This is a genomic window from Streptomyces sp. NPDC004838 (assembly GCF_053600955.1).
The window spans coordinates 105,341-130,245 of record NZ_JBSGAW010000016.1 but is presented as its reverse complement, the minus strand read 5'-3'; the positions used below and the strand labels follow the sequence as shown (position 1 = coordinate 130,245).

Below are 24,905 nucleotides of genomic sequence, written 5' to 3'. Positions count from 1 at the left end.
CCAGCGCCCCGCGGGGGCGCCCGCTCCGCCGGGCGCCCCCACCCACCAGCCACCTCATGGAGACAACCATGCACACCAGCAGCAGCGCCGATCCCGCACCCACCACCCGCACGGCGGCGGACCCCGCCGGTGGGCCGCCGCCCGGCGGCCCCCTGGTCACCGCGCCCCGCCCCGGCGAGGTCCGCGACTACCGGATGCTGATCGGCGGCGAATGGCACGACTCCGCCACCGGAGCCCGCTTCGACAGCGTCAACCCCTATACGGGCGAGGTCTGGGCGTCGGCCCCGCTCGCCGGGCCGGATGACGTCGACCGCGCGGTGTCGGCCGCCCGCCAGGCGTTCGACCACGGCCCCTGGGGCCGGATGACCGGGACCGAACGCGCCCGGCTGATCCGCCGGCTCGCGGAGCTGATCGCGGCCGAGGCCGACGCCCTCGCCGCCGTCGAGACCACCGACAACGGCAAGCTGATCCGCGAGATGGGCAGCCAGCTCCAGCGGCTGCCCGAGTGGTACTACTACTTCGCCGGAGCGGCGGACAAGATCCACGGCGACGCCATCCCCTCCGACAAGCCGAACTTCCTCGTCTACACCCGCCGTGAGCCGGTCGGTGTGGTGGCGGCGGTCCTGCCGTGGAACTCCCCGCTGCTGCTGCTGTCGTGGAAGCTCGCCACGCTGCTGGCCGCGGGCTGCACCGTCGTCGTCAAACCCGCCGAGCAGACACCCGCCTCCGTGCTGGAGTTCGCCCGGCTCTTCGAGGCCGCGGGCTTCCCGCCGGGGGTCTTCAACGTGGTCACCGGGGACGGCTCCGGTACGGGCGCCGCCCTCGTCTCCCACCCGGGCGTCGACAAGGTCGCCTTCACGGGCTCCACCGAGACCGGTGTGCGGGTGATGAAGAGCGCGGCCGACCATCTGGCGAAGGTGACCCTGGAACTAGGCGGGAAGTCGCCCAACATCGTCTTCGACGACGCCGATCCCGACACCGTCGTGGACGGGGTCATCGCCGGGATCTTCGCGGCGACCGGCCAGACCTGCATCGCGGGGTCCCGGCTCCTCGTCCAGTCCGGGCTGCACGACCGGCTGGTCGAACGGCTGGTGGAGCGGGCCCGGACCATCAGGCTCGGGGACCCCATGGACCCGGGGACCGAGATGGGTCCGGTGGCCTTCGCCGACCAGCTGGACAAGATCCTCGCGTATGTGCGGATCGGCCGCGAGGAGGGCGCGAAACTGGTGTGCGGCGGGCGGCGGCCCACGGCGGACGCCCTTGCGAAGGGGCTGTTCGTCCAGCCCACGGTCTTCACGGACGTCGACCCCGGCTCCCGGCTCGCCCAGGAGGAGATCTTCGGCCCGGTGCTCGCGGTCATCCCGTTCCGCGACGAGGAGGAGGCGGTCGAGCTGGCCAACGACACCCCGTTCGGCCTCGGGGCCGGGGTGTGGACCGACGACATCCGCCGCGGCCACCGGATGGCGCACCGGATCAAGGCGGGCACCGTCTGGCTGAACTCCTACCGGACGCTGTCCTTCAACGCGCCCTTCAGCGGCTGGGGGATGAGCGGTGTCGGCAGCGAGAACGGGCTGGACTCGCTCCGTGAGTACACCCGGCTGAAGTCGGTGTGGGTCGAGCTGTCGGGGGCGGCGAGGGACCCCTTCCGGATGGGCTGAGCATCAGGCTGCCGCCGCCCGGGGGGTGTTCCCGTCCTGTTCCGGGTGGCGGCGCACCCCTCCCGGCGGGGGCCTCAGCCCGCCGTACCCGCCGCCGTACCGGTGTCCGGGACCGCCTCGGCGGCGCGCACCGGGCTTGGGGCGGTCCCGTCACCGAAGGGCCGGCCGCCGAGCTGCCCGCGGTGGTGCGGGGTCAGCCAGGCGCGGAGATCGGGGCCGATCGGGACGATGCCGAGGGGGTTGATCGCGGTGTGGACCTGGTGGTAGTGCCGGGTGATGTGGTCGAAGTCGACGGTGTCGCCGAATCCCGGGGTCTGGAACAGATCCCGGGCGTACGCCCACAGCACCGGGTCCTCGCTGAGCTTGCGGCGGTTGCATTTGAAGTGGCCGTGGTAGACGGTGTCGAAGCGGACCAGGGTGGCGAACAGCCGGATGTCGGCCTCGGTGATGGTGTCGCCGACGAGGTAGCGGCGGTGGGCCAGGCGCTCCGACAGCAGGTCGAGCCGGGCGAAGAGCCGCCGCACGGCCGTGTCGTAGCTCTGCTGGCCGTCGGCGAAACCGGCCCGGTACACGCCGTTGTTGACATCGCGGTAGACCCCTTCGGCCACCTCGTCGATCTCGTCGCGCAGCGGCTCCGGGTAGAGGTCCGGCGCCTTGTCCCGGTGGAGGGAGCGCCACTCGGTGGCGAAGTCCAGCGTGATGCGCTGGAAGTCGTTGGTCACCAGCCTGCCGCTGGGGATGTCGACGATCGCGGGCACGCTGACCCCGCCGGGGTAGTCCAGCTCCCGGGCGTCGTACGCCTCGCTGAGGTAGGCGATGCCCAGGACCGGGTCCACTCCGCCGGGGTCCAGGGTGAACCGCCAGCTCCGCTCGTCCTGGACGGGGTCGGCGACGGCGATCGAGAGCGCGTCCTCCAGGCCGAGGAGGCGGCGGGAGATCAGGGCGCGGTTGGCCCAGGGGCAGGCGCGGCTGACCACCAGGCGGTAGCGGCCCGCCTCGACGGGCCAGCCGTCCCGGCCGTCCGCGGTGATCCGGTCCGCGAAGTGGCTGACGGACCGCTTGAAGCCGGTCTCCTCCTTCTGCCCGGGCCCGCTCTCCGCCGCGCCGTCACGACTGGTGGTGGCCATGGCGCCCTCGCCTTCCTCTCCCCGGGGACGCGGCGTGCGCCGGGGATCCTGTGCCCGGTCACACGCGGTCCGGATGGGTTACATCTTCAACAGACAAGAGTCCCGGCGATCCCGGCGGCCTCCTGTCAGCGGCTTCACCCCGTCAACGGACCGGAGCGCCGGGACGTTCCCCGCCCTTCCCCCGCCGCCCGCACCATCGCGCCGGGCGCGGACGCCGATGTCGTGATCTACGACCCGCACGCCCGGCAGATCCTGTCGGCCGACACCCATCCACCAGCCGAGGTTCGCGGTGTGGGACTGGAACGGCTCGCTCTTGGCACCTGACCATGGGGAGTGCTGGTACAGAGTGATCCAGCAGCCTGGACCGGGAGTGATCGAGCTGATCTGGTCGTCCCAGCGGGAGCCGCCCAGCTCCCGGGCGAAGTCCTCGCCGTTGCCGCTCGCGCAGTTTCGGGGGCCCCAGAAATACAGGGCATCACCCTGGTGGTGGGAGTCCCAGGGGCGGTGCCGAGCCAGATGTTGATAGGGCCCCAGTCCTCGCGGCCCAAGGCGGATTGCAGCTCCGAAGGATTGTCGGCGGTGGTGATCGCTCCCTTCGAACCGGCCTTCGCCGCCTGCCGGAAGGTTTCGAAGCAGGTCACCTTCTTGGTGGTGACGTCGGCCACGCACTGGTTGCCCGTGCCGGACGTCCTGGGGGTCTCCGCAGCGGCGGCCGACGTGCCTGCGGCCGCCGCTGCCGTCCGGCAACGGACTCACCGCCGACGGGACCCGCGGTCTACGGCACGCGCGCCGTCCACTCCTGCGCCGCGAACTTCGTCGCCGCCAACTCCTGCGCCTGCGCCATCTCCGGCGCCGAGACCTTTCCGTCCGCCAGTCCGTAGCGGGCCCGGAACGAGTCGATCATCCGCTCGATGACGGCCTCACGCGGAAGTCCCGTCTGCCGCCGCAGCGGATCCACCCGCTTCTTCGCGCTCTTCGTCCCCTTGTCGGACAGCTTCTCCCGGCCGATGCGGAGCACATCGAGCATCTTGTCCGCGTCGATGTCGTAGGCCATCGTCACGTGGTGCAGCACGGCGCCCCCACCGGACCGCCCGATCACCCTCTTCTGCGCCGCGCCCGCGATCTTCCCCGCCTCCGTGGCGATGTCGTTGAGCGGCTGGTACCACGCCTTGATGCCCATCTCGCCGAGCGCGCCGAGCACCCAGTCGTCCAGATAGGCGTAGCTGTCGGCGAAGGAGAGCCCCGAGACCAGGGCTTCGGGCACGGAGAGCGAGTAGGTGATCGTGTTGCCGGGCTCGATGAACATGGCCCCGCCGCCGCTGATCCGCCGTACGACCGTGATCCCGTGCCGCTCGGCGGCGTCGGGATCCACCTCGTTGCGCAGCGACTGGAAGCTGCCGATGACGACTGCGGGGGCGCCCCACTCCCAGACCCGCAGGGTCGGCGGGCGGAGCCCGGCCGCGACCTCCGCCGTGATGACCTCGTCCAGCGCCATGTGCAGCTCGGGTGACTGCGGGCCCTCGTGGACGAGCTGCCAGTCGTAGTCGGTCCAGTCGGTGGCGTGCGCCAGAGCACGGCGTACGGCGACCCCGATGCCCTCGGAGGTCAGCCCGTACATCTGGGTACCGGGCGGCAGGGCGGCGTCGATCCGCGCGGCGAGGCCGGCCGCGCCGGTCTCCGCCGGAGCCCCCTCCAGGGCCCGGTCGATCGCGAGGATCGCTTCGTCGGGCTCCAGGAAGAAGTCACCGGCGACCCGGACGTCACGCAGAACGCCGTCCCGGCTGTCGAGATCGACGACCACGAGCTTTCCGCCCGGGACCTTGTACTCGCCGTGCATGCCTGCTGCCTCCACCTCGCCGCCGTGACCTGCTCGAACACAGGCCGCGTACAGGCCAGAGCGTAATCCGGGGGCTCGCCATTCCCGGTTCACCCTCCGTCGGCCACCCACGGCAGCGGGGGTGGGCCCGCGTGCGCGCGGGCGGGCACGGGACGGTGGTGGGGAGGGCCGGCGCGCGGGAGCGCGGGCCCGTGCCCGTCGGGCGGGCGAACACCCGTCGGCTGTTCCCCCACGGGACGGTGACCTCGTGGTGCGGGCGGCCACCCGGCGACGGACAGCTTCACGGCCGTGCTTAGCTGGTCATATGTTGGATGACTTTCTCTCCGGTGACCTGTCCGATGTCGAGGAGGCGATCCGCAAGGCCGCCGCGACCGAGATCATGCCGCGGTACCGTCAGCTCGCCGCGCACGAGATCATTGAGAAGAACGGCCCGCACGACCTGGTGACCACGGCCGACCGCCTCGCCGAGGAGCACCTCACCGCGTCCCTCACCGCGCTGCTGCCCGGCTCCGTCGTGGTCGGCGAGGAGGCCGTGCACGCCGATCCGTCGGTGTACGGCGCGCTGCGCGGCGACGCACCCGTCTGGATCGTGGACCCGGTCGACGGCACTCGTCAGTTCGTCCGGGGCGAGGCGAGGTTCTGCACCCTGGTGGCGCTCGCGCTGGGCGGTGAGGTGCTGGCGTCCTGGACCTACGCACCCGCCCTGGAGGAGATGGCCGTCGCGATACGCGGCGGGGGAGCGCACCTCGACGGTGAGCCGCTTCGGCCGGGCGCGCCCGAGCCCGGTGCGGAGCTGGAGGTGGCGACGTCCCACCCCGACTACACCACTCCCGCCCAGAAGCGCGCTCTCCTCGGCCTGAACACCGAGGGCGTGCGCCCCCGCCCCTGCGGGTCGGCGGGCATGGAGTATCTCGCCATCGCCCGAGGCAGGCTGGACGCCGTCGCCTTCTCCTGGGAGAACGCCTGGGACCACGCGGCGGGCCTCCTGCTGGTGACGGAGGCGGGCGGCGACCACATGACGGTCGCGGGCGACCCGTTCCGTATCGTCGGCGACAACGAACTCCCCTTCACCGCCGCGAGGGACCGGGCGACCGCCGAGAGGGTACGGGCGGCGCTGACGGCGAGCTGACCCGTACGGCCCGCCGGACCCGGGCTGACCCGTACGGCCCGCCGGACCCGGGCTGACCCTTACGGCCCGCCGGACCGGGCCCGAGCGGCGGCCGGTCGCGGGCCGACGCGTGTACGGGCGCGGTTCGGACTGCGCGTGCGGCCCCGGACCGGGACGCGGCCCCGCACCTGGAACCGCCCCCGAACCCGGACGCGGACCGGGCCCCCGTCCCGCCCCGAACCCGGACCCGAACCCGAACCCGGACCCGGCCCCAGAACGGGCACCGGCTACGGCTCCGGACGCGGCTACGGCGAACGGGGAAACCGGCGGCCTCCACGCCGGACGGTGACCCTCGGCGCGACCGTCGGCCGCGCGTCGCCGTTCGGAAACAGTGCCGCCGACGCGCGGCCCCGCGCCCGCTGACCCGCGTCGACGCATGTCCGGCCGATCCTCCGGCCCATCCCGTGAAGCGCGCCGCCACCACGCGGACGAAGAAGCGCGGCGTCCCGGCCCACCCGCCCCCGTGCTCGCCGCGACCGGGAATATCCTGGGTCCCTTGGCCGTCGGCTGATGAAGGAGCCCGAAGGTGCCGTCGATGCTCGATGCCGTCGTCGTGGGGGCGGGGCCCAATGGACTGACCGCCGCCGTCGAACTGGCCCGCCGCGGGTTCTCCGTCTCGGTGTTCGAGGCCCTGGACACCGTGGGCGGCGGCGCGCGGACCGAGGAGCTGACCCTTCCCGGCTTCCGCCATGACCCCTGCTCCGCCGTTCACCCCCTCGGCATCGGCTCGCCCGCCTTCGCCACGATGCCGCTGGAGCGCCACGGCCTGGAGTGGCTCAACCCCGAACCGGCGCTCGCGCACCCCTTCCCCGACGGCACGGCCGCCGTCCTTCGCCGGTCCGTCGGCGAGAGCGCCATGTCCCTGGGCTCCGAGGACGCCGGCACATACCGCAGGCTGGTCGCCCCCTACTCGGGCCACTGGGACAGCATCGCCGCCGACTTCCTCCGCACGCCCTGGGCGGGACTGCCCCGTGACCCGTACCGCTTCGCACGGTTCGGGCTGACCGCGCTCCAGCCCGCGTCCTGGCTCGCCCGCCGGTTCCGGGGCGAGAAGGCGCGGGGGCTGTTCGCCGGGCTCGCCGCGCACGCCATCGCCCCCACCTCCGGCATCGCCACCTCCGGCATCGCCCTGATGTTCGCGCTCGCCGCCCACGCCAACGGCTGGCCCCTGCCACGCGGCGGCTCGCAGGCGATCTCGGACGCCCTCGCCTCGTATCTCCGCGAGCAGGGCGGCACGATCCACACCGGCGTCGAGGTCAAACGGCTCGACGAACTGCCCCCGGCGCGCGCGTACGTCTTCGACACCTCGCCGACCGCGCTCGCCCGGATCGCCGGTCTCGGCAGGGCGTACGACCACTACCGCTACGGCCCCTCCGTCTTCAAGATCGACTACGCGCTCTCGGGGCCCGTCCCCTGGACCGCCGAGGAGGCGCGCACCGCGGGAACCGTCCATATCGGCCCCACCGCCGGCGAGATCGAGGCATCCCTCGCCGCCGCCGTCACCGGCCGCGACCCCCACAAACCGTTCCTGATCACCGCGCAGCCCAGTGTCGTCGACCCCACCAGGGCCCCTGCCGGACAGCACGTCTTCTGGGCGTACGGCCATGTGCCCGCCCGCTGGGAGGGTGACGCCACCGAGGTGATAGAGCGTCAGCTGGAGCGGTTCGCACCGGGGTTCCGCGATGTCGTCCTCGCCCGCGCTACCTCGGGTCCGCCCCAGCTCGCCGCCCGCAACGCCAACTACGTCGGCGGCGACATCGCCTGCGGGGCCTACGCCGGGCTCCAGACCGTGCTGCGCCCCAAACTCGCCCGCGTCCCCTACGCCACCGCCCACCCCGCCGTCTTCCTCTGTTCGTCCGCCACCCCGCCCGGTCCCGGCGTCCACGGCATGCCGGGCCACCACGCCGCGAAAGAGGTGTGGCGCCGCCTTCGGGCAACCGGCTGAACATCGCTGAACGCCCCCTGCCGGGTGGGATGATGACGCCATGACGCAGCAGCCGGCCATCGTTCTCGTGCGCGGAGACATCACCGAACAGCGGGTCGACGCCATCGTCAACGCCGCCAACTCCACCCTCCTGGGCGGTGGCGGCGTCGACGGGGCGATCCACCGCCGGGGCGGCCCCGACATCCTCGCCGCCTGCCGCGCCCTGCGCGCCTCGCGTTACGGCAAGGGTCTGCCGACCGGCCAGGCCGTCGCCACCACGGCGGGCCGCCTCCACGCGGACCATGTCATCCACACGGCAGGACCCGTCTGGTCGGGCGAGCACGACCGCAGCGCCCTCCTCGCCTCGTGCTACCGCGAATCGCTGCGGGTGGCGGTCGAGCTGGAGGTGAAGACGATCGCCTTCCCCGCGATCTCGACCGGTATCTACGGCTGGCCGATGGACGACGGCGCGCGGATCGCGGTCCGCACGGTCCGCGACACGGCGACCGCGCCGGTCACCGAGGTGCGGTTCGTGCTCTTCGACGCGTACGCGTACGAGGAATTCGCGGCGGCGCTGGCGTCGAGGGGCTGACGCGGTCGCCGCCGACGGCGGCCGGGCTCCGGCGGATCTCGGTCGGCGGCCGAGCCGGCGAGTGCCGGGTGCTCGCCCCGACTCGGGCATGGCCCAGATGCAGGCCCGAAGACCTCGATGTCGTTTTCTCGCCAGTCCTAGCCGTAGGCGTGCCCCATCCTTGAAGCATGCACACCGACACCGAGCGCTGCGTACGCGCCGTCCAGTCGAAGGACGCCCGATTCGACGGCTGGTTCTTCACTGCCGTGCTGACCACGCGGATCTACTGCCGCCCGAGCTGCCCGGTCGTGCCCCCCAAGCCCCAGAACATGACCTTCTACCCGAGCGCGGCCGCCTGTCAGCAGGCCGGATTCCGCGCCTGCAAGCGTTGCCGCCCCGACACCAGCCCCGGCTCCCCCGAGTGGAACGCGCGGGCCGACACCGTCGCCAGGGCGATGCGGCTGATCAGGGACGGGGTCGTCGACCGCGAAGGAGTGCCGGGGCTGGCCGCGCGCCTCGGCTACTCGACGCGGCAGATCGAGCGGCAACTGCTCGCGGAGCTGGGGGCCGGGCCGCTCGCCCTGGCGCGGGCGCAGCGGGCGCAGACCGCTCGCGTGCTGATCGAGACGACGGGTCTGCCCATGGCGGAGGTCGCGTTCGCGGCCGGATTCGCCTCGATCCGTACCTTCAACGACACCGTCCGTGAGGTCTTCGCCCTCGCTCCGGTCGAGCTGCGGGCCCGCGCCGCCCGGCGCGGCGGTGGCTCCGCGCCGGTCCTGACGCCGGGCGTGATCTCCCTGCGGCTGCCCTACCGCGAGCCCCTGAACCCCGACAACCTGTTCGGGCACCTCGCCGCGACCGCCGTGCCCGGTGTGGAGGAGTGGCGGGACGGTGCGTACCGGCGGACGATGGCGCTCCCGTACGGGCACGGCATCGTCGCCCTCGCACCGCGCCCGGGCCATGTCGCCTGTCGGCTCTCCCTCACCGACCCCCGCGATCTGACCATCGCGATCAGCCGGTGCCGCTGGCTGCTCGATCTGGACGCCGATCCCGTCGCCGTCGACGACCAGCTGCGGACGGATCCCCTGCTGAGACCGCTGGTGGACAAGGCTCCCGGCCGCCGGGTGCCGCGTACCGTGGACGCGGCGGAGTTCGCCGTACGGGCGGTGCTCGGCCAGCAGGTGTCGACCGCCGCCGCCCGCACCCACGCGGCCCGGCTGGTCACCGCCCACGGCGAGCCGGTCGAGGACCCCGAAGGCGGACTGACGCATCTCTTCCCGCCGCCCGAGGCGCTCGCGGCACTCGACCCCGAAGCCCTCGCGCTGCCGCGCAGCCGACGCACCACGCTCACCACACTCGTCACCGCGCTGGCCGGGGACGCCTTCCGACCCCCAGGCCACGGGGGAGGGGAGCTGACACTCGGCGTCGACAGCGACTGGGACGAGGCGCGCGCCCGGCTGGCCGAACTCCCCGGCTTCGGGCCCTGGACCGTCGAGGTCATCGCCATGCGCGCGCTCGGGGACCCCGACGCCTTCCTGCCGACCGACCTCGGAATGCGCCGGGCCGCCGCCGGTCTCGGGCTGCCCGCCACCCCGGCCGCGCTCACCGCGCACGCCGCGGCCTGGCGGCCCTGGCGGGCGTATGCGGTCCAGTACCTCTGGGCCACCGACGATCACCCCATCAACCACCTTCCCAGCTAAGGAAGTTCAGCCGATGACCACCAGGCAGCACACGGTCGTGGACAGCCCGTACGGCCCGCTGACACTCGTCGCGACCGACGGAGCCCTGAGCGGCCTCTATATGACCGAACAGCGCCACCGCCCCGGCGAGGAGACCTTCGGCGAAGCCGCCACCGGCCCCTTCGAACCGGCGATCCGGCAGCTCGACGCGTACTTCGCCCGGGAACTGACCGAGTTCGACCTGCCGCTCCGACTGGAGGGCACGGAGTTCCAGCGGAGCGTATGGGCGCGGCTGCGGAGCATTCCGTACGGCGAGACCTGTACGTACGGCGAACTCGCGCACGAACTCGGCAAGCCGAACGCCTCCCGTGCCGTCGGCCTCGCCAACGGCAGGAACCCGATCAGCATCATCGTGCCCTGCCACCGGGTCATCGGCTCGACGGGGAAGCTGGTGGGTTACGGAGGCGGGCTGGGCCGCAAGCAGCGGTTGCTGGCGTTCGAGTCGGGGGAGCGGGCCGGCGAGGCGGCCCTTTTCTGACCGTTCCGATCCACTGCCCGGCCGCTGATCCACTGCCCGGCCGCTGACCGGAGAACCTTCGCGGCGGCGGACGCACTGTGCACGGATCGTCGAGTGATCCCGCAGTCTCGGTCGATTCACGGGCCACGCCGGACCGTAGGTTCACACGCACATCGTTCATGGGCAACGAGATCGGGAGAGCGTATGCGGATCCGCAGGATCACCAGTGCCGTAGCTCTGGCGGGAGCAGTCATGGCCACAACCGCGCTGGCCACCACTCCGGCGAGCGGCGCCGTCGGCAGCCAGGACGCCAGTGCCGCCGCCCGGTCGCGGGCGATCGGCTCGGCCGGGGAACAGGCCGACTCCGCGTCCGATTCCGGGATGCTGGCCTTCATGCGGCTGAAGAACCGCTACAGCGGTCTGTGCGCCGGAGTGGGCAGTCAGACCCGCAACGGCGCCCCGGTGATCCAATGGGGCTGCAACGATTCACTGGACGAGATCTGGGACCTGATCCCGACCACGGACAACAACGGGCAACTCGCCTTCTTCCTGAAGAACGAGTTCTCCAGGAAGTGCATGGGAGTGGGATCCAGTCTCGCCAACGGGGCCGGGGCCATCCAGTACACGTGCAACGACGCCGTCGACGAGAAGTGGTGGTGGAACTCCACCGCCCGCACGTTCCGGAACGTCTACTCCGGAAAGTGTCTCGAAGTGCCGTCGACCACGACCCCCGGAGCCAGGGTGATTCAGTGGACCTGCAACGGCGGCAATCACCAGAAGTGGAACTGAGGGCCTTCCCGTAGTCCCTGACGGGCGCGGGTGGTGGTCCTGCCGGTCCAGGACCGATGGACGCCGGTCCAGGGCCGATGGCCGGGCATGACCACGCCGCTTACGGTCGCGGATCCGGTGGGCAGGCTCCGGGGCCGAGACGCCTTCGCCCACCCCTTCTGCCGGAAGTGAATCCGCCGGACCCCGGAAGTGAATCCGCCGGACCATCGACGCGCGCGCCGCGTCCATCCGCGGCCCTCTTCCCCCACAGGCATCGGGCCGTCGGCTGAGCCCGCCGACGGCCCGATGTCCCGGCCGGCCGGTGTACGGCCCTCCCCGTACACCGGCCGGGACTGGGAACAGGACCTTGGCGACACTGCTGATTCCCCTGATTCCCGCGAGCGCGAACGGGAGGTCGTCCCGCTGCCTGCTCCATGTCCACCGCTGTCCGGTGCGCCCTGTCCCTGACCGAAAGCCCGGTTCCGGGCGGGCGGAACGATCCCTAGAGTCATGGCGGCGTGAGGGACCGAGGGGGGCCGGCTCCGGGCGAGACTCCCCGACCTGTGGTGGCGGGGAGGAGAAGTCGATGTGGACGTGGATGTCCACCCGGGACCTGCCCGAAGAGGAAAGGCCCGACTGGTACCACGAACTCATCGGCCGTTCGGTCGCTCCCACCAGGCTCGCCATCGAGGATCCGACCACCTTCCACGCCAGTGCCGGGACACTGGCACTCGGAGCCTGTGATGTGTCGTGCTTCAGCCACGGCGCCCTCCGATCGTGGCGTACACCCACGATGATCAGGCGCGGCGATCCGGGTCGGTACAACCTGGCGCTGATAACCGAGGGCTCCATGTGGATCTCCCAGCGCCGTAACGACGCCGAGATCGCCGCCGGGGACGTGGTGGTCTTCGACACCTCGCATCCCCTCACCGCGGGAACGGGAGCCGATGTGCACGACACACGGCTGATCATGCTGCACCTGCTGCGGGAGGAGTTACCGCTCCCGGAGAACAGAATCGACCAGTTGGTCGCACGACCCCTGAAAGCCCATCAGGGCGTGGGCGTCTTCCTGAGCCGGTTCATGCGGACCCTGGCAACCCACGCCGCCGACTGCTCACCGTGGGAAAGACGCCGGCTCGGGACTCTGGCGGTGGATTTGGCGTCCGACTTTCTCGCCCATCACCTGGGGGCCCGAGACCGGCTTCCCGCCAGAACGCGCGCACAACTGCTGAGGGAGCGGATCGACGCCTTCATCGACCACAACCTCCACGATCCCGGCCTCAGCCCCCGTGTCGTCGCCGCCCGCCACCACATCTCCCTGCGCACGCTGTACGCGGTCTTCGAACAGCGGGAGGAGAGTGTGGCCGCCTCCATCAAGCGCCGCCGTCTGGAGCGCTGCCGTGCCGACTTGGCCCGTCCCGAACTGGCCGCCCAGCCCGTCCACGCGATCGCCGTCGGCTGGGGCTTCACCAATGTGACCGTCTTCGGCCGCGCGTTTCGCGACGCGTACGGCATCACTCCCGGAGCCTTCCGCCACCAGGTCCTGCACGGGGCCGCCCCCGGGGAGAGCTGAGTGTCTGCTCGGCCGAGGGGCCGATGGGCCCCGGCCCGGGCGCGCGGGCGCGGGTGCCCGGCCCCGGGTGCGGGTGCCCGGACCGGGTGCGTCCGGGCGGCCCTTCGGGGGCGGTCGACCACGGGAACCCGGCGGCCGCGTTCCCGGTGCCGGGGGGAGATCTCAGACCGCGGGCAACCCGTCCACCAGCTCGACCGGCCCCGACCCCGTGACGAGCGCGTCGAGCGCCGCGACGACCCGGTCCCCGAGCGGCCCCAGCAGAAAGCCGGGGATCTCGGCGCGGTCCACCAGCCGCCAGGACAGCAGTTCCTCCTCCTGGAGCCGGATCGCCTTGAGCTGTTCCTCCGTCAGCGGTCCGCCGTCGTACACATACGCCACGATCGGCGGTCGCTGCGGACCGCGTACCCAGTCGACCGCCAGCAGCCTGCCCGGCTCCAGATCGAGCCCGATCTCCTCCAGGGTCTCCCGCCGGGCGGCCTGCCGGGGCGTCTCCCCCTGGTCGGACTCGACCGTCCCGCCGGGCAGTGCCCAGCCCTCGCGGTAGCCGGGCTCGACGATGAGCACCCGCCCCCTCTCATCCCGGAAGAGAGCGGCGGCTCCGGAGAGGACGCGGGGCAGGGAGGCGATGTACTCGGCGTAGTCCGTGGTCATCCCGGAAGCGTAAGCGGTCACGGCGAACCCGTCCGCCGATCCTGCCGCCGACCGGAATCCCCTCCGGTCGCCGCACCGTCTAGCCGGGGACGCCCGGACGGGGGTCCCGGACGCCCGGATCCGCGGTGGCCAACCGGACCGTACGCGCAGCCAGTTCGCTGATCCGCGCCCCGTCGAACCCGAACACCGCACTGCGCACCCGGTCCTCCAGCGGTACGGTCCACCGCGCCGGAATGCCCGACGCGCCGCACAGCACACCGGCCACCGAGCCCGCCGTCGCCCCATTGGAGTCGGTGTCCAGCCCGCCGCGTACCGTCAGCGCGATCGTGCGGGTGAAGTCACCTCCGCCGTACAGCAGTCCGGCGGTGATGACGGCGGCGTTGGGCACGGTGTGGATCCAGCCCAGACCGTCCGTGCGGGCTTCCAGTTCGGTGAGCGCGTCCGGCCAGTCGACGCCCGTCTCGTGCAGCGCGGCCGTGTATCCGACCGTACGCGCGAGGCGGCTGCCCGCCGGGATCTGCGCCAGCCCCGCCTCGATCGCCTCGCGCGGCCCGCTCGCCGTGAACGCGGCGGCGATCATCCCCGCGGCCCACATAGCCCCGTACACTCCGTCGCCCCGATGGGACAGGACCGCGTCCCGGCGGGCGAGCGCGGCGGCGCGGCGCGGATCTCCGGGGGAGGTCCAGCCGAAGACGTCCGCGCGGATGAGCGCGCCGATCCAGTCCTGGTACGGGTTCTCGTACGACGCGGTCGACGGCGGCTTCAGCCCGTTCGCGAGATTGCGGTAGGCGACCCGTTCGGCGGTGAACGTCTGGAGGTACGGCAGCCGGTTCAGCCACAACTCGCCCACCTGCTCGGTGGTGAACCCGAAGCCGTGGGTCTCGAGCAGATGCAGACCGAGGATCGCGTAGTCCACATCGTCGTCCCGGCAACTGCCGTGGATACGGCCCCGCACACACCACTGCCACTCCGGGCGCAGTTCGAACTCGCCCGGAGCCGTGTCGGCGGGGGGCGCAGGGAGGTAGTCCGTGAGCGGAAGCGCGTCCGTACGCCGCAGATAGCGGTCGATGCGCTCACGTGTCCAGTACTCGCCGCGCTCCACGGGTTTGCCGAGCATGTTGCCCGCGACTCTGCCCAGCCAGCCGCCGAGCACCCGGTCGGTCAGCTCCGAGTGGTGCAGTCCCATGCATCTGGTTTACCCCGTCGAAGGGTGGCACGTCCGCAACCAGGGCCGACAGGGAAGGGGATAGGGTCGAGGCGGTGCGACTGCCTGTTCGACGGCAGAGGGATGCGAGCAAGGTGACGCGAGCAAGGTGACGAACGGAGCGGTTGTCCGGCCGGCGCGGGTACTGATCGCGGCCGACAAGTTCAAGGGATCGCTGACGGCCGTACAGGTCGCCCAGCGGGTGACGGCCGGTCTCGAACGCGTGGTCCCGGCCCTGGACGTCGTGGCCCTGCCCGTCGCGGACGGCGGCGACGGCACGGTCGCGGCGGCCGTGGCGGCCGGTTTCGACCGTCGCGAGGTACGGGTGACCGGGCCCCTCGGCGAACCCGTCACCGCCGCGTACGCCCTGCGGGACGGCACCGCGGTCGTCGAGATGGCGGAGGCGTCCGGACTCCGGTTGCTCCCGGACGGAGTCTTCGCGCCGCTCACCGCCACGACATACGGCACGGGCGAGCTGCTGCGCGCGGCGCTCGACGCCGGAGCCGGGACGATCGTCCTCGGCGTCGGCGGCAGCGCCACGACGGACGGCGGCGCCGGAATGCTCGCGGCCCTCGGCGCCCGCTTCCTCGACGCCGACGGCGAGCCCCTCGGCCCCGGCGGCGGAAGGCTGCGCGAGCTGGCGAGAGCCGATCTGTCCGGGCTCGACCCGCGTTTCGGGGCCGCCGAACTCGTCCTCGCCGGCGATGTCGACAACCCCCTGACCGGGCCGAAGGGCGCGGCCGCGGTGTACGGCCCGCAGAAGGGGGCCACACCGGCGGAGGTGACCGCGCTCGACGCGGGCCTCGCGCACTACGCGTCCGTCCTCGGCCCCGGCCTGGCCGACGCGCCCGGCGCGGGCGCGGCGGGCGGCACCGGCTACGGGGCACTGGCCGCCCTCGGCGCGAGCTTCCGTCCGGGCGTCGAGGTCGTGCTCGACGTCCTCGGCTTCGCCGCCGCGCTGGAAGACGTCACCCTGGTGATCACCGGCGAGGGCTCCCTCGACGAACAGACACTCCACGGCAAGGCCCCCGTGGGCGTCGCGGCGGCTGCCCGTGCCCGCGGCATCGAGGTGATCGCGGTCTGCGGCCGTCTGGCCCTCCCGCCGGAGGCCCTGGGCCGCGCGGGCATCCGCCGCGCGTATCCGCTCCTCGAACTGGAACCGGATCCGGCGAAGTGCATGGCGGAGGCGGGGGAGCTGCTGGAGCGCGTGGCGTCGGGCATCGCGCGGGACTTCCTGACGTGAGCGGGGTCCTCGGAGGACGGCTCATCCGGAACGCGGTCGGTGACCACGGCCGTACGGTCAGGCCGGTCCCGCCGCGTACCCTGTCCCGGCACGGCCGACCGTAGCGGCGTCACCCCCGACCGGCGTGACGCACATCCCGGAAGCCGCGCCGCGACGCCCGGCCCTCCCGCCCGGACCCGATGCGCCATCCCGCTCGGCCGGGCGGCCGTACCTCGCCGGCTACGGAATCGTTCACCGGCCCGGGACGCCCTGCAGGCTCACCCTGGGCCCTGCGGCCCGGGAGGTACCACCACGCCGCGTTGTCGGACCACGCGAGTACGGCGCGTACGAGCTGCGGACCTCCGCCTTGCGCGGCACCGCACCTGACGCCACGGGCCCACGGCAAACCTCTCCAGCCACAGCACTTGGTCAGACGCCGTACTGGCCGGGAGGCCGTACCACCCGGTCGGGGGCTGTTCCGCCCCGACGCCGGCCTCCCCACCCCGGCGGCTGCCGCGCACCACCCTTTCGGGGACGTACCGCCACGGCCGGCATGTCCCGGCGGGCCGATACCTGCTTGATACACAGCCGCGCGGTGCCTGAAGCAGGGCCCTGACCAGCCGGAAGCGCGCTTCCCCGAGGCTGTGGACGTACCCGATCCCCGGTGTACGAGACGTTGGGAGACATCGCTGTGCCGAGCGCTCCGAAGGGGTCCGTGCCCGCCACGGTCATGGAGCCCGCCACCGACGCCGAGCCCGCCACGGGCTCCGAGCCCGCCACCGACGCGGAGCACACCGCGACCCGCCGTGTCATCACCGTCGGCCGCCGTGGCCGATGGCTCACCGCCGCCGCGCTGCTCTGCGCGGCGCTGATGGCGCTGCACGGCCGGATCCCGAACGGGGTCGGCAACCTCGGCAGCCTCTTCCAGACGCTGCTGCCCTGGATGGGCCTGAGCGTGCCCGTCCTGCTCGCGGCGGCGGCCGTACGCCGCTCCCGGCTCGCGGCCGTCGCCGTGCTCGCGCCCGCCGTGGTGTGGGTGTCGCTCTTCGGCGGTGTCCTCACCGACAAGCGCTCCGGCGGCGGAGACTGGACGGTGGTCAGCCACAACGCGGACGAGGAGAACCGGGATCCGGAGCGGACCGCACGCACCCTCGCCGCCGCGGGCGCGGACATGCTGGCGCTGGAGGAACTGTCGGCGGAGGCGGCGGCCGTCTACACGCGTGAGCTGGCCGCCGCATACCCGCACCACTCGGTGCTCGGCGGCGTCGGCCTGTGGAGCAAGCATCCGCTCAAGGACGTGGAGGCGGTGCCGATCATGCCGTGGACCCGCGCGATCCGGGCCACGGCCCAGACCCCGAAGGGGCCCGTCGCCGTCTTCGCCGTCCATCTCGCGTCGGTACGGGTCCTCCCGAGCGGTTTCGCCGTGGAGCGCCGCAACGCGGCGGTCCGGAACCTGGCCGCCGCGGTACGGGCGGAGCCGCTGCCCCGCGTCGTGGTGCTGGGCGACTTCAACGGCACGGCCCAGGACACCGCGCTGGCCCCGGTGACCTCGCAGCTGCGCTCCGCGCAGCGGGAGGCCGGCGACGGCTTCGGCTTCACCTGGCCCGCCGCGTTTCCGGTGGTCCGCATCGACGACATCCTGGTGAAGGGGATGACCCCGCTCTCCTCCTGGACCCTGCCCGCCACCGGCAGCGACCACCTCCCCGTCGCGGCTTCCCTGCGGCTGTGACCAGGGCCTCTCGTTCGGACCGTCGGCTGCCTGGTGACAGCCCTGCTGCCCTGCCGACTGGCCTGCCGGCGCCGACTGACTACCATGCGAGGGATGAATGAACCTTCATGACCAGGTAGGTGATGTGCCGGAAGCCCGGGTCCCGAACCCCGTCCGCGTGCTCCTCGTCGAGGACGACGCCACCATCCGCCGCGCCGTCCAGCTCGCCCTGGAACGCTACGGTTACGAGGTCACGGTGGCCGCCGACGGACTCAGCGGTCTGGATGCCTTCCGCGCGGGCGAACACGACCTGCTGATCCTCGACGTGATGCTGCCCGAACTCGACGGAATCGGCCTCTGCCACCGGATCCGCGAGGAGAGCCTGGTCCCGGTCCTGATGATGTCCGCGCGCGGCGATTCCCTCGGCGTGATCGCCGGCCTGGAGGCGGGCGCCGACGACTATGTGGTCAAGCCGGTCGACACGCCCGTCCTGGTCGCCCGCATCCGCGCCCTGCTGCGCCGCGCCACCTTTCAGCCACCCCGGCGGCCCCCCGCGGGAGCGGCGGAGCCCACTGCCCCCACCGGTGCCGCCAGGACCGCCGACCAGTCCCCCGAGGGGTTGCTCGTCTTCGGGGACCTCAGCGTGGACACCCTCGGGATGGAGGTGCGCCGGGCCGGGCGGACCGTCCCGCTGACCCCCACCGAATTGCGCCTGCTGTTGGAGTTCGCCGCCGCTCCCGGTGTCGTTCTCGACCGCCGCCGCCTGCTGCGCGACGTCTGGGACTACGGCTGGGAGGGCGACACCCGCGTCGTGGACCTGTGCGTGCTCCGCCTGCGCAAGAAGATCGGCAGCACCCGGATCGAGACCGTCCGGGGCTTCGGCTACAAACTCGTCCGCGACTGACCGCCGTGAACTTCCTCAACCCCCGCGCCCTGCGCTGGAAGATAGCCGCGCTGGCCGCCGCCGCCTGCTGCGCGGTCGCGGCCGTGATCGGCGTCCTCGTCCACAACGAGACCCGCGACCGCGGAATGGAGGCGGGGCACGACCGGGTCGCCGGCCTCCTGGCCACGGCCGAGCAGAAGTACAAGCGCACGGGGAAAGCCGTCGACATCATGTCGCCGCAGGAAGTGCCCGAGCCGCTGGCGCGAGATCTGGCCGCCGAGACGAGCAGAGGCGGACTCTACGGCGTCTGGTACGACGCCAAGGGCCCGAACTGGCACTGGATGTGGGGCGCTATGGTCGTCGGTGACCAGGTACTGGTCGTCAAGACCGACATGTACATCGAGGAGCGCAGCCTCCAGCTCCTCGACCGCAGCATCGTCACCTCCGTACTCGCCGCACTCGCCGTCGTCGTCCCGCTCGCCGCCCTGGCCACCGAGCCGATCAACCGACGGCTGCGCCACGGCGCGCGTACCGCCCGCGTGATCGCCGACGGCGACCTCGACGCCCGTATCGGCCGCACCGGACGGGCCCGCGACGAGATCACCGAGATGTCGGCGGCCGTCGACGAGATGGCCGCGGCCCTGCAGCGCAAGCTGGAGAACGAGCAGCGCTTCACGGCTGACGTCGCGCACGAGCTGCGCACTCCGCTGATGGGCCTGGTCACCGCCGCCGGACTGCTCCCGGAGGACCACGAGGCGACCGAACTGGTACGGGACCGGGTGCGGGCGCTGAACGCGCTGGCCGAGGATTTGCTGGAGATCTCCCGTCTCGACGCGGGCATCGAGCGGGCCCGCCTCGACGCGGTGCCGCTGGGCGAACTGGTCGCCGACGTGGTACGGCGCACGGGGACGGACACCCGGGTCACCGCCGGGGACGCCCAGGTGGTGGAGACCGACCCGCGCCGGGTGGAGCGGATCGTGGTCAACCTCGTCGCCAATGCGCACCGTCACGGCGCGGCTCCCGTCGAGGTCACGGTCACCGGCGCGCGAATCACCGTACGCGACCACGGGCCGGGCTTCCCCGCCGCACTGCTCGACGAGGGCCCGCAGCGTTTCCGTACCGGCGCGAGCGAACGCGGGCGCGGCCACGGGCTCGGGCTGACCGTCGCGCAGGGGCAGGCAGGGGTCCTCGGAGCCAGGCTGACCTTCGCGAACGCCCCGGACGGGGGCGCGGTCGCCACCCTCGACCTGGGCCGCTCCTGACGGATCTTGCCGGGCTCGCGTGGCCTGGCACCTTCCCCCTGGGCCTGGCGGCCCGGGAGGTACCCCCACCCTGGGCCTGGCGGCCCGGGAGGTACCCCCACCGCATGGACTCCCTCCTCCGCCCTGCGATGCACGGCACCAGGCCCCGCTCCCTGATCCAGCCTGATCCATCAGAAGCGACCTGACCCCCGGAGCGGCCTGAAACGGAACCGCAACGCAGTCTCGCGGCACCGGAAACGGCGACGCATCGGTCCGGAAGAACGACTCCTCGAAGGTGATTCGGGTGCGGCAACCGCACGCGTCTTCCTGGAGGTGTCCTGATGTACGCCGAACTCCCCGACTCCCGTGGCGACGACCGCCCTGACTCCCGTCCCGGCTCCCGTGCCGCTGCCCTCTTCGGCTTCCGCCGTTCCGTCCTCGTCCCGCTGGCCGCCGTGGTCGCGCTCGCGACGGGCATGGGTGCCTGGTACGCGGTCGGAGGCGACGAACTGCCCGACCCGGGCAGATCCACCGTGGCTCCCGTGGCCCCTGTGGCGGAGAGGATGGACCTGCCCTGGCCCTCCGAGGGGCAGTCGAGCGCCGAGGTCGAGGGGATCGGGAGCCTCGGCACCAAGGGCAGACAGTCCCCGGTTCCGATCGCCAGCGTCACCAAGGTCATGACCGCCTACGTGATCCTGAAGAACCACCCGATGCGGGCCGACGCCCCGGGCGCGAAGCTGGTGGCCGACCAGCAGGCCGCCGACGAGTCGTTCTCGTCCGTCGAGTCGACCGTCCCGGTGCTGGCCGGGCGGGAGTACACCCAGCGTCAGCTGCTGGAATTCATGATGGTGGCCTCCGCCAACAACGCGGCCCGTCTGCTGGCCCGCTGGGACGCCGGCAGCCAGGAGGAGTTCGTCAAGAAGATGAACAAGGCCGCCGCCGAACTCGGCATGACCCTTACCACCTACACCGGGGCGAGCGGTATGGAAGCCAGTACGAAGAGCACGGCGGCCGACCAACTGAAGCTGGCGCGCGCTGTCATGAAGGACCCGGCCTTCCGTCAGATCGTGGCCACTCCCTCCATCACCGCCCCCGGCGCCGGTGCACCGTTCCACAACACGAACAAGCTCCTCGGCCAGGAGGGGGTCATCGGCCTGAAGACCGGCTCCTCCACCCCTGCGGGCGGCAACCTCATGTGGGCCGTCACCCAGGAGATCGCGGGCGCCCCCCGACTGATCCTCGGAGTCGTCCTGCGTCAGCGCCCCGACACCAACCCCATGGCGGGCAGCGCCGCCGCACGCGAGACCAGCCGCACCCTGATCACCGCGATCCGCGCCGCCCTCCCGGACGCCGTCACCCAGGCCGCCGCCCGCAACCGATGACCCGCGCTCCGCCGCGTCGCCCATGGCACCTCAACGCCGGGGCCGCCCTGCCCCGGCGGATGCCTCACCACCCTGGCCGCGCGGTCGCACCGCCCCGCACCACCTCGGCCCGGAGGGCCGTCCCCACCCCGGCGGATGCCGTACCGCACACCCGGCCCGCAGGGCCGCCCCGCTCCGCTCCGGAGGCCGCGTCGCCCCGACGCCGGACCGTCCCCGCGCCGCCCCGGCGGATGCCGTACCGCCCCGGCCGCGCGGTCGCGCCGCCCCGGCCGGCAGTCCGCCCCGCACCACCTCGGCCCGGAGGGCCGTCCCGCCCCGCTCCGCCCCGGAGGCCCGAACACGACGGAGGCCCGGACGCGGTACGCGTCCGGGCCTCCGTCGATGTCACGCACCGCTCACGGCAGCTGCGCCGCCCGTGCCTCACGGCGGTTGTCGCGGAAGGTGTTCACCCGCCGCGCCGTGGCGAAGAGCGGAATCACCGCGCCCAGCACCACCTGGAGCGCGCAGCCGGTCTGGAGCAGCAGCTGACCGCCGGGGGCGTCGAACGCCCACGCCGCCAGCAGACCCATCGCGGAGACGATCCAGCCGAGCATCGCCACCGCGAGCACGCCCCGCGGCTTCGGGTACTCGACCCGGCTCACCATCAGCCATGCCGTACCGATGATCGCCAGCAGAGTCGGGATGAACGGCAGCTCCAGCAGCACGATCGAGACGACCGTCAGCGCGCCGAAGGGGCTCGGCATGCCCTGGAACATGCCGTCCTTCATGGTCACGCACGAGAATCTCGCGAGCCGCAGCACCACCGCCAGCAGCACCACGATCGCGGCCACGGCCGAGACCTTCTGATGGGCGTCGTCCGCGACCATGCCGTAGACGAGCACGAAGTACGCCGGAGCGAGCCCGAAGCTGATCAGATCCGAGAGATTGTCCAGCTCGGCGCCCATCGGCGAGCTGCGCAGCTTGCGCGCCACCAGTCCGTCGCACAGGTCGAAGATCGCCGCGAGCAGCATCAGGATCACGGCGGTCGCGGCGCTGTGCCGCGCCATGCCGGTCTCCTGGCTGCCCGTGAGATGCGGAATGAGGATTCCGGTGGTGGTGAAGTACACCGCCATGAATCCGCAGGTCGCGTTCCCGAGGGTGAGAGTGTCCGCTATCGAGAGCCGGAGCGAGAGAGGCATCTCCTCCGCTTCGTCCTCCGTGTCCGCGTCCGCCTCGGCGACCCAGCCGGCCTGTGTCTCGGGATCAATCACGGTCAATGCGAGTCACCCCCGCGGTCGTGGTCTGACCGACTTCGACCGCGACCTCGACACCTTCGGGAAGGTAGATGTCGACACGGGAGCCGAAGCGGATCAGACCGATGCGGTCGCCCTGTTCGACCTTGGTGCCCTCGGGGATGTACGGGACGATGCGCCGGGCGACGGCGCCGGCGATCTGCACCATCTCGATGTCGCCCAGCTCGGTGTCGAAGTGCCAGACGACGCGCTCGTTGTTCTCGCTCTCCTTGTTGAAAGCCGGAACGAAGCCGCCGGGGATGTGCTCCACGGTGGTGACCGTGCCCGCCAGCGGTGCGCGATTGACATGGACGTTCAGCGGGCTCATGAAGATCGCGACGCGGGTACGGCCGTCCTTCCACGGCATGATGCTCTGCACCACGCCGTCGGCGGGCGAGATGATCCGGCCATGGGCGATCTCGCGCTCGGGGTCGCGGAAGAACCACAGCATGCCCGCCGCGAGCGCGGTGGCGGGCACGGCGATGACCGCGGCACGCCGGGAGCGGCGCGCACGCGCAAGGCTGAGTGCTGCGGTGGCGACGGTCGGCAGAAGCCACGGCGATGCTCCGCGAGCAAGGCGTCCTTTGGGGAATACGTCGCGCGATGCAGAGGTTTGGCTGTGGGGCATGGATGACCTTCGTAGCGGATGATGCCGCGCTGGCACAGGGGACGGCGGCTTTCCCGGCGATGCTAGCGGTTGCGGGCCGCAACTGGGAAAGCCGGAACCCGAGTCGGGGGCCGGAAGGCGATAACGGGGTGCGATCACCTTCACGGCCCAACCGGCCCAAAAGCGACGATCAACCCTGGAATCGGTACTCCTCGAGCAGCCGACGACCAATGATCATTTTCTGGATTTCAGCGGTGCCTTCACCGATCAACAGCATCGGCGCCTCGCGGTAGAGGCGCTCGATCTCGTACTCCTTGGAGAAGCCGTAACCGCCGTGGATACGGAAAGCGTCTTCGACGACCTCCTTGCAGTACTCGGAGGCGAGGTATTTCGCCATCCCCGCTTCCAGGTCGTTTCGCTCACCCGAGTCCTTTTTGCGAGCGGCGTTCACCATCATGGCATGGGCCGCCTCGACCTTGGTAGCCATCTCGGCCAGCTTGAACTGGATCGCCTGGTGCTGGGCGATCGGCTTGCCGAAGGTGTGACGCTGCTGGGCGTACGAGACTCCCAGTTCGAACGCCCGCTGGGCGACGCCGCAGCCGCGCGCCGCCACATTGACGCGGCCCACCTCGACGCCGTCCATCATCTGGTAGAAGCCCCGGCCCGTGGCGCCGCCGAGGACCCTGTCGGCCGGAACGCGCAGGCCGTCCATGATCATCTCGGTGGTGTCGACCCCCTTGTACCCCATCTTGTCGATCTTCCCGGGGATGGTGAGACCGGGCCGGACCTCGCCGAAGCCGGGCTCCTTCTCGACCAGGAAGGTCGTCATCGACTTGTGGGCGGCCGTCCCCTCGGCGTGTCCTTCGTCACTGCGGACCAGAACGGCGACGAGATGGGACGTTCCGCCGTTCGTCAGCCACATCTTCTGGCCGGAGAGAACGTACTCGTCGCCGTCCCGGACGGCCTTGGAGGTGATCGCCGACACGTCCGAGCCCAGGGCCGGCTCCGACATCGAGAACGCCCCGCGCACCTCGCCCAGCGCCATCCGGGGCAGGAAGGCGTCCTTCTGCTCCTGTGTGCCGTGCTGCTTGAGCATGTACGCCACGATGAAGTGCGTGTTGATGATGCCCGAGACGGACATCCAGCCGCGGGAGATCTCCTCGACGCAGAGCGCGTAGGTGAGCAGCGACTCGCCGAGCCCGCCGTACTCCTCCGGGATCATCAGCCCGAACAGGCCCAGCTCCTTGAGGCCCTCGACGATCTGCTCCGGGTACTCGTCGCGGTGCTCCAGCTCGGTCGCGACAGGAATGATCTCCTTGTCGACAAAGTCCCGCACGGTCGACAGGATCTCCTGCTGGACATCCGTCAGCCCGTGGGTCAGGGCGAGTCGGGCCATCGCTACTTCACCTGCTCCTTGAGTTCGGGGCGGCCGGGCTGCTCGCCGCCGCGCTCCTTGATGTACGTCTCGGTGGGCACCATGACCTTGCGGCGGAAGACGCAGACGAGGGTGCCGTCCTGCTTGTAGCCCTTGGTCTCCACCTGGACGATGCCCCGGTCGTTCCTGGACTTCGAGGGGGTCTTGTCCAGCACGGTCGTCTCGCCGTAGAGGGTGTCGCCGTGAAACGTCGGGGCGACGTGCCGCAGTGACTCGATCTCCAGATTGGCGATCGCCTTGCCCGACACGTCCGGTACGGACATGCCCAGCAGCAGGGAGTAGATGTAATTGCCCACCACCACGTTTTTGCCGAAATCGGTGGTGTTCTCCGCATAATTACTGTCCATGTGGAGGGGGTGGTGGTTCATCGTCAGCAGACAGAAGAGATGGTCGTCGTACTCGGTGACCGTCTTTCCGGGCCAGTGCTTGTAGACGTCGCCGACGGTGAACTCTTCATAGGTACGGCCGAACTGCATGCT

At 71.8% G+C, this 24,905-nt stretch carries 21 protein-coding genes; 13 read left to right on the top strand and 8 right to left on the bottom strand.

The window, feature by feature from the left end; genetic code table 11:
* The first annotated feature begins 68 nt into the window (after positions 1–68).
* The gene (locus ACWEFL_RS19770) at positions 69–1,658 is read left to right on the top strand and encodes an aldehyde dehydrogenase (protein ID WP_451714092.1); all 1,590 of its coding nucleotides are present in this window, start codon (positions 69–71) and stop codon (positions 1,656–1,658) included.
* Positions 1,659–1,732: 74 nt separating this feature from the next.
* Here ACWEFL_RS19770 and ACWEFL_RS19765 read toward each other — a convergent pair whose 3' ends face one another.
* Complete coding sequence (locus ACWEFL_RS19765; protein WP_451714090.1) at positions 1,733–2,785, bottom strand: glutathione S-transferase family protein; 1,053 nt, start codon at positions 2,783–2,785, stop codon at positions 1,733–1,735.
* Between the two features lie 775 nt (positions 2,786–3,560).
* Positions 3,561–4,622, bottom strand: coding sequence for a lipoate--protein ligase family protein (locus ACWEFL_RS19760; RefSeq protein WP_451714087.1), 1,062 nt, complete (start codon positions 4,620–4,622; stop codon positions 3,561–3,563).
* 304 nt (positions 4,623–4,926) lie between these two features.
* Between ACWEFL_RS19760 and ACWEFL_RS19755 the strand changes: the two genes are divergently transcribed.
* The 7 genes from ACWEFL_RS19755 to ACWEFL_RS19725 all read left to right on the top strand — a co-directional run bounded on the left by ACWEFL_RS19755 (position 4,927) and on the right by ACWEFL_RS19725 (position 12,822).
* The gene (locus ACWEFL_RS19755; protein ID WP_451714084.1) at positions 4,927–5,751 is read left to right on the top strand and encodes an inositol monophosphatase family protein; all 825 of its coding nucleotides are present in this window, start codon (positions 4,927–4,929) and stop codon (positions 5,749–5,751) included.
* Positions 5,752–6,316: 565 nt separating this feature from the next.
* A complete protein-coding gene (locus tag ACWEFL_RS19750; protein ID WP_451714082.1) occupies positions 6,317–7,735 on the top strand; it encodes a phytoene desaturase family protein in 1,419 nt (472 codons plus the stop codon).
* A 40-nt stretch (positions 7,736–7,775) separates the two neighbouring features.
* A complete protein-coding gene (locus ACWEFL_RS19745) occupies positions 7,776–8,306 on the top strand; it encodes an O-acetyl-ADP-ribose deacetylase (RefSeq protein ID WP_451714079.1) in 531 nt (176 codons plus the stop codon).
* Positions 8,307–8,473: 167 nt separating this feature from the next.
* On the top strand, positions 8,474–9,985 hold the full coding sequence (locus tag ACWEFL_RS19740) for an AlkA N-terminal domain-containing protein (protein ID WP_451714076.1): 1,512 nt from the start codon (positions 8,474–8,476) through the stop codon (positions 9,983–9,985).
* Positions 9,986–9,998: 13 nt separating this feature from the next.
* Positions 9,999–10,502: a methylated-DNA--[protein]-cysteine S-methyltransferase gene (locus ACWEFL_RS19735; RefSeq protein ID WP_451714073.1), complete on the top strand. Its 504-nt coding sequence runs from the start codon at positions 9,999–10,001 to the stop codon at positions 10,500–10,502.
* Between the two features lie 231 nt (positions 10,503–10,733).
* A complete protein-coding gene (locus ACWEFL_RS19730; protein ID WP_451714071.1) occupies positions 10,734–11,270 on the top strand; it encodes an RICIN domain-containing protein in 537 nt (178 codons plus the stop codon).
* A gap of 577 nt (positions 11,271–11,847) precedes the next feature.
* Positions 11,848–12,822 carry an AraC-like ligand-binding domain-containing protein gene (locus ACWEFL_RS19725; protein WP_451714068.1) on the top strand — a complete coding sequence of 325 codons (975 nt, stop codon included), beginning with the start codon at positions 11,848–11,850 and terminating at the stop codon, positions 12,820–12,822.
* Between the two features lie 162 nt (positions 12,823–12,984).
* On the opposite strand, the gene ACWEFL_RS19720 is transcribed toward ACWEFL_RS19725, so the two are convergent.
* Positions 12,985–13,473, bottom strand: coding sequence for an NUDIX domain-containing protein (locus tag ACWEFL_RS19720; RefSeq protein ID WP_451714066.1), 489 nt, complete (start codon positions 13,471–13,473; stop codon positions 12,985–12,987).
* 79 nt (positions 13,474–13,552) lie between these two features.
* The gene (locus ACWEFL_RS19715) at positions 13,553–14,659 is read right to left on the bottom strand and encodes an ADP-ribosylglycohydrolase family protein (protein WP_451714063.1); all 1,107 of its coding nucleotides are present in this window, start codon (positions 14,657–14,659) and stop codon (positions 13,553–13,555) included.
* A gap of 127 nt (positions 14,660–14,786) precedes the next feature.
* On the opposite strand from ACWEFL_RS19715, the gene ACWEFL_RS19710 reads away from it, so the two are divergent.
* The 5 genes from ACWEFL_RS19710 to ACWEFL_RS19690 all read left to right on the top strand — a co-directional run bounded on the left by ACWEFL_RS19710 (position 14,787) and on the right by ACWEFL_RS19690 (position 21,113).
* Positions 14,787–15,920, top strand: coding sequence for a glycerate kinase (locus ACWEFL_RS19710; RefSeq protein WP_451714060.1), 1,134 nt, complete (start codon positions 14,787–14,789; stop codon positions 15,918–15,920).
* 709 nt (positions 15,921–16,629) lie between these two features.
* Positions 16,630–17,628 (top strand): endonuclease/exonuclease/phosphatase family protein, encoded by a 999-nt coding sequence (locus ACWEFL_RS19705; RefSeq protein ID WP_451714211.1) that lies wholly within the window; start codon positions 16,630–16,632, stop codon positions 17,626–17,628.
* Between the two features lie 97 nt (positions 17,629–17,725).
* The gene (cseB, locus tag ACWEFL_RS19700; RefSeq protein ID WP_451714058.1) at positions 17,726–18,511 is read left to right on the top strand and encodes a two-component system response regulator CseB; all 786 of its coding nucleotides are present in this window, start codon (positions 17,726–17,728) and stop codon (positions 18,509–18,511) included.
* 5 nt (positions 18,512–18,516) lie between these two features.
* Complete coding sequence (locus ACWEFL_RS19695) at positions 18,517–19,752, top strand: ATP-binding protein (protein ID WP_451714056.1); 1,236 nt, start codon at positions 18,517–18,519, stop codon at positions 19,750–19,752.
* 320 nt (positions 19,753–20,072) lie between these two features.
* Positions 20,073–21,113, top strand: coding sequence for a D-alanyl-D-alanine carboxypeptidase family protein (locus ACWEFL_RS19690; protein ID WP_451714053.1), 1,041 nt, complete (start codon positions 20,073–20,075; stop codon positions 21,111–21,113).
* Positions 21,114–21,508: 395 nt separating this feature from the next.
* Here ACWEFL_RS19690 and pssA read toward each other — a convergent pair whose 3' ends face one another.
* From pssA to ACWEFL_RS19670, 4 genes are all read right to left on the bottom strand, one after another.
* Positions 21,509–22,369, bottom strand: a complete 861-nt coding sequence (gene pssA / locus ACWEFL_RS19685) for a CDP-diacylglycerol--serine O-phosphatidyltransferase (RefSeq protein WP_451714051.1) — start codon at positions 22,367–22,369, stop codon at positions 21,509–21,511.
* The gene (locus ACWEFL_RS19680) at positions 22,356–23,012 is read right to left on the bottom strand and encodes a phosphatidylserine decarboxylase (protein ID WP_451714048.1); all 657 of its coding nucleotides are present in this window, start codon (positions 23,010–23,012) and stop codon (positions 22,356–22,358) included. The genes pssA and ACWEFL_RS19680 overlap by 14 nt, the downstream gene beginning before the upstream one ends.
* A 169-nt stretch (positions 23,013–23,181) precedes the next feature.
* Complete coding sequence (locus ACWEFL_RS19675) at positions 23,182–24,387, bottom strand: acyl-CoA dehydrogenase family protein (protein WP_451714046.1); 1,206 nt, start codon at positions 24,385–24,387, stop codon at positions 23,182–23,184.
* A gap of 2 nt (positions 24,388–24,389) precedes the next feature.
* Entirely contained in the window at positions 24,390–24,902 is a 513-nt protein-coding gene (locus tag ACWEFL_RS19670; RefSeq protein WP_451714208.1) for a MaoC family dehydratase, read from the bottom strand.
* Positions 24,903–24,905 lie beyond the last annotated feature (3 nt).

What these genes read in the sequence shown, in the direction of transcription:
- ACWEFL_RS19740 (WP_451714076.1), top strand. Translation starts at nt 8,474, where the DNA reads ATGCACACCGACACCGAGCGCTGCGTACGCGCCGTCCAGTCGAAGGAC.
- ACWEFL_RS19735 (WP_451714073.1), top strand. Translation starts at nt 9,999, where the DNA reads ATGACCACCAGGCAGCACACGGTCGTGGACAGCCCGTACGGCCCGCTG.
- ACWEFL_RS19705 (WP_451714211.1), top strand. Translation starts at nt 16,630, where the DNA reads ATGGAGCCCGCCACCGACGCCGAGCCCGCCACGGGCTCCGAGCCCGCC.
- ACWEFL_RS19680 (WP_451714048.1), bottom strand. Translation starts at nt 23,012, where the DNA reads ATGCCCCACAGCCAAACCTCTGCATCGCGCGACGTATTCCCCAAAGGA.
- ACWEFL_RS19760 (WP_451714087.1), bottom strand. Translation starts at nt 4,622, where the DNA reads ATGCACGGCGAGTACAAGGTCCCGGGCGGAAAGCTCGTGGTCGTCGAT.
- cseB (WP_451714058.1), top strand. Translation starts at nt 17,726, where the DNA reads ATGAACCTTCATGACCAGGTAGGTGATGTGCCGGAAGCCCGGGTCCCG.
- ACWEFL_RS19745 (WP_451714079.1), top strand. Translation starts at nt 7,776, where the DNA reads ATGACGCAGCAGCCGGCCATCGTTCTCGTGCGCGGAGACATCACCGAA.
- ACWEFL_RS19755 (WP_451714084.1), top strand. Translation starts at nt 4,927, where the DNA reads ATGTTGGATGACTTTCTCTCCGGTGACCTGTCCGATGTCGAGGAGGCG.
- ACWEFL_RS19670 (WP_451714208.1), bottom strand. Translation starts at nt 24,902, where the DNA reads ATGCAGTTCGGCCGTACCTATGAAGAGTTCACCGTCGGCGACGTCTAC.
- ACWEFL_RS19725 (WP_451714068.1), top strand. Translation starts at nt 11,848, where the DNA reads ATGTCCACCCGGGACCTGCCCGAAGAGGAAAGGCCCGACTGGTACCAC.
- ACWEFL_RS19730 (WP_451714071.1), top strand. Translation starts at nt 10,734, where the DNA reads ATGGCCACAACCGCGCTGGCCACCACTCCGGCGAGCGGCGCCGTCGGC.
- ACWEFL_RS19715 (WP_451714063.1), bottom strand. Translation starts at nt 14,659, where the DNA reads ATGGGACTGCACCACTCGGAGCTGACCGACCGGGTGCTCGGCGGCTGG.
- ACWEFL_RS19770 (WP_451714092.1), top strand. Translation starts at nt 69, where the DNA reads ATGCACACCAGCAGCAGCGCCGATCCCGCACCCACCACCCGCACGGCG.
- ACWEFL_RS19690 (WP_451714053.1), top strand. Translation starts at nt 20,073, where the DNA reads ATGTACGCCGAACTCCCCGACTCCCGTGGCGACGACCGCCCTGACTCC.
- ACWEFL_RS19720 (WP_451714066.1), bottom strand. Translation starts at nt 13,473, where the DNA reads ATGACCACGGACTACGCCGAGTACATCGCCTCCCTGCCCCGCGTCCTC.
- ACWEFL_RS19675 (WP_451714046.1), bottom strand. Translation starts at nt 24,387, where the DNA reads ATGGCCCGACTCGCCCTGACCCACGGGCTGACGGATGTCCAGCAGGAG.
- ACWEFL_RS19765 (WP_451714090.1), bottom strand. Translation starts at nt 2,785, where the DNA reads ATGGCCACCACCAGTCGTGACGGCGCGGCGGAGAGCGGGCCCGGGCAG.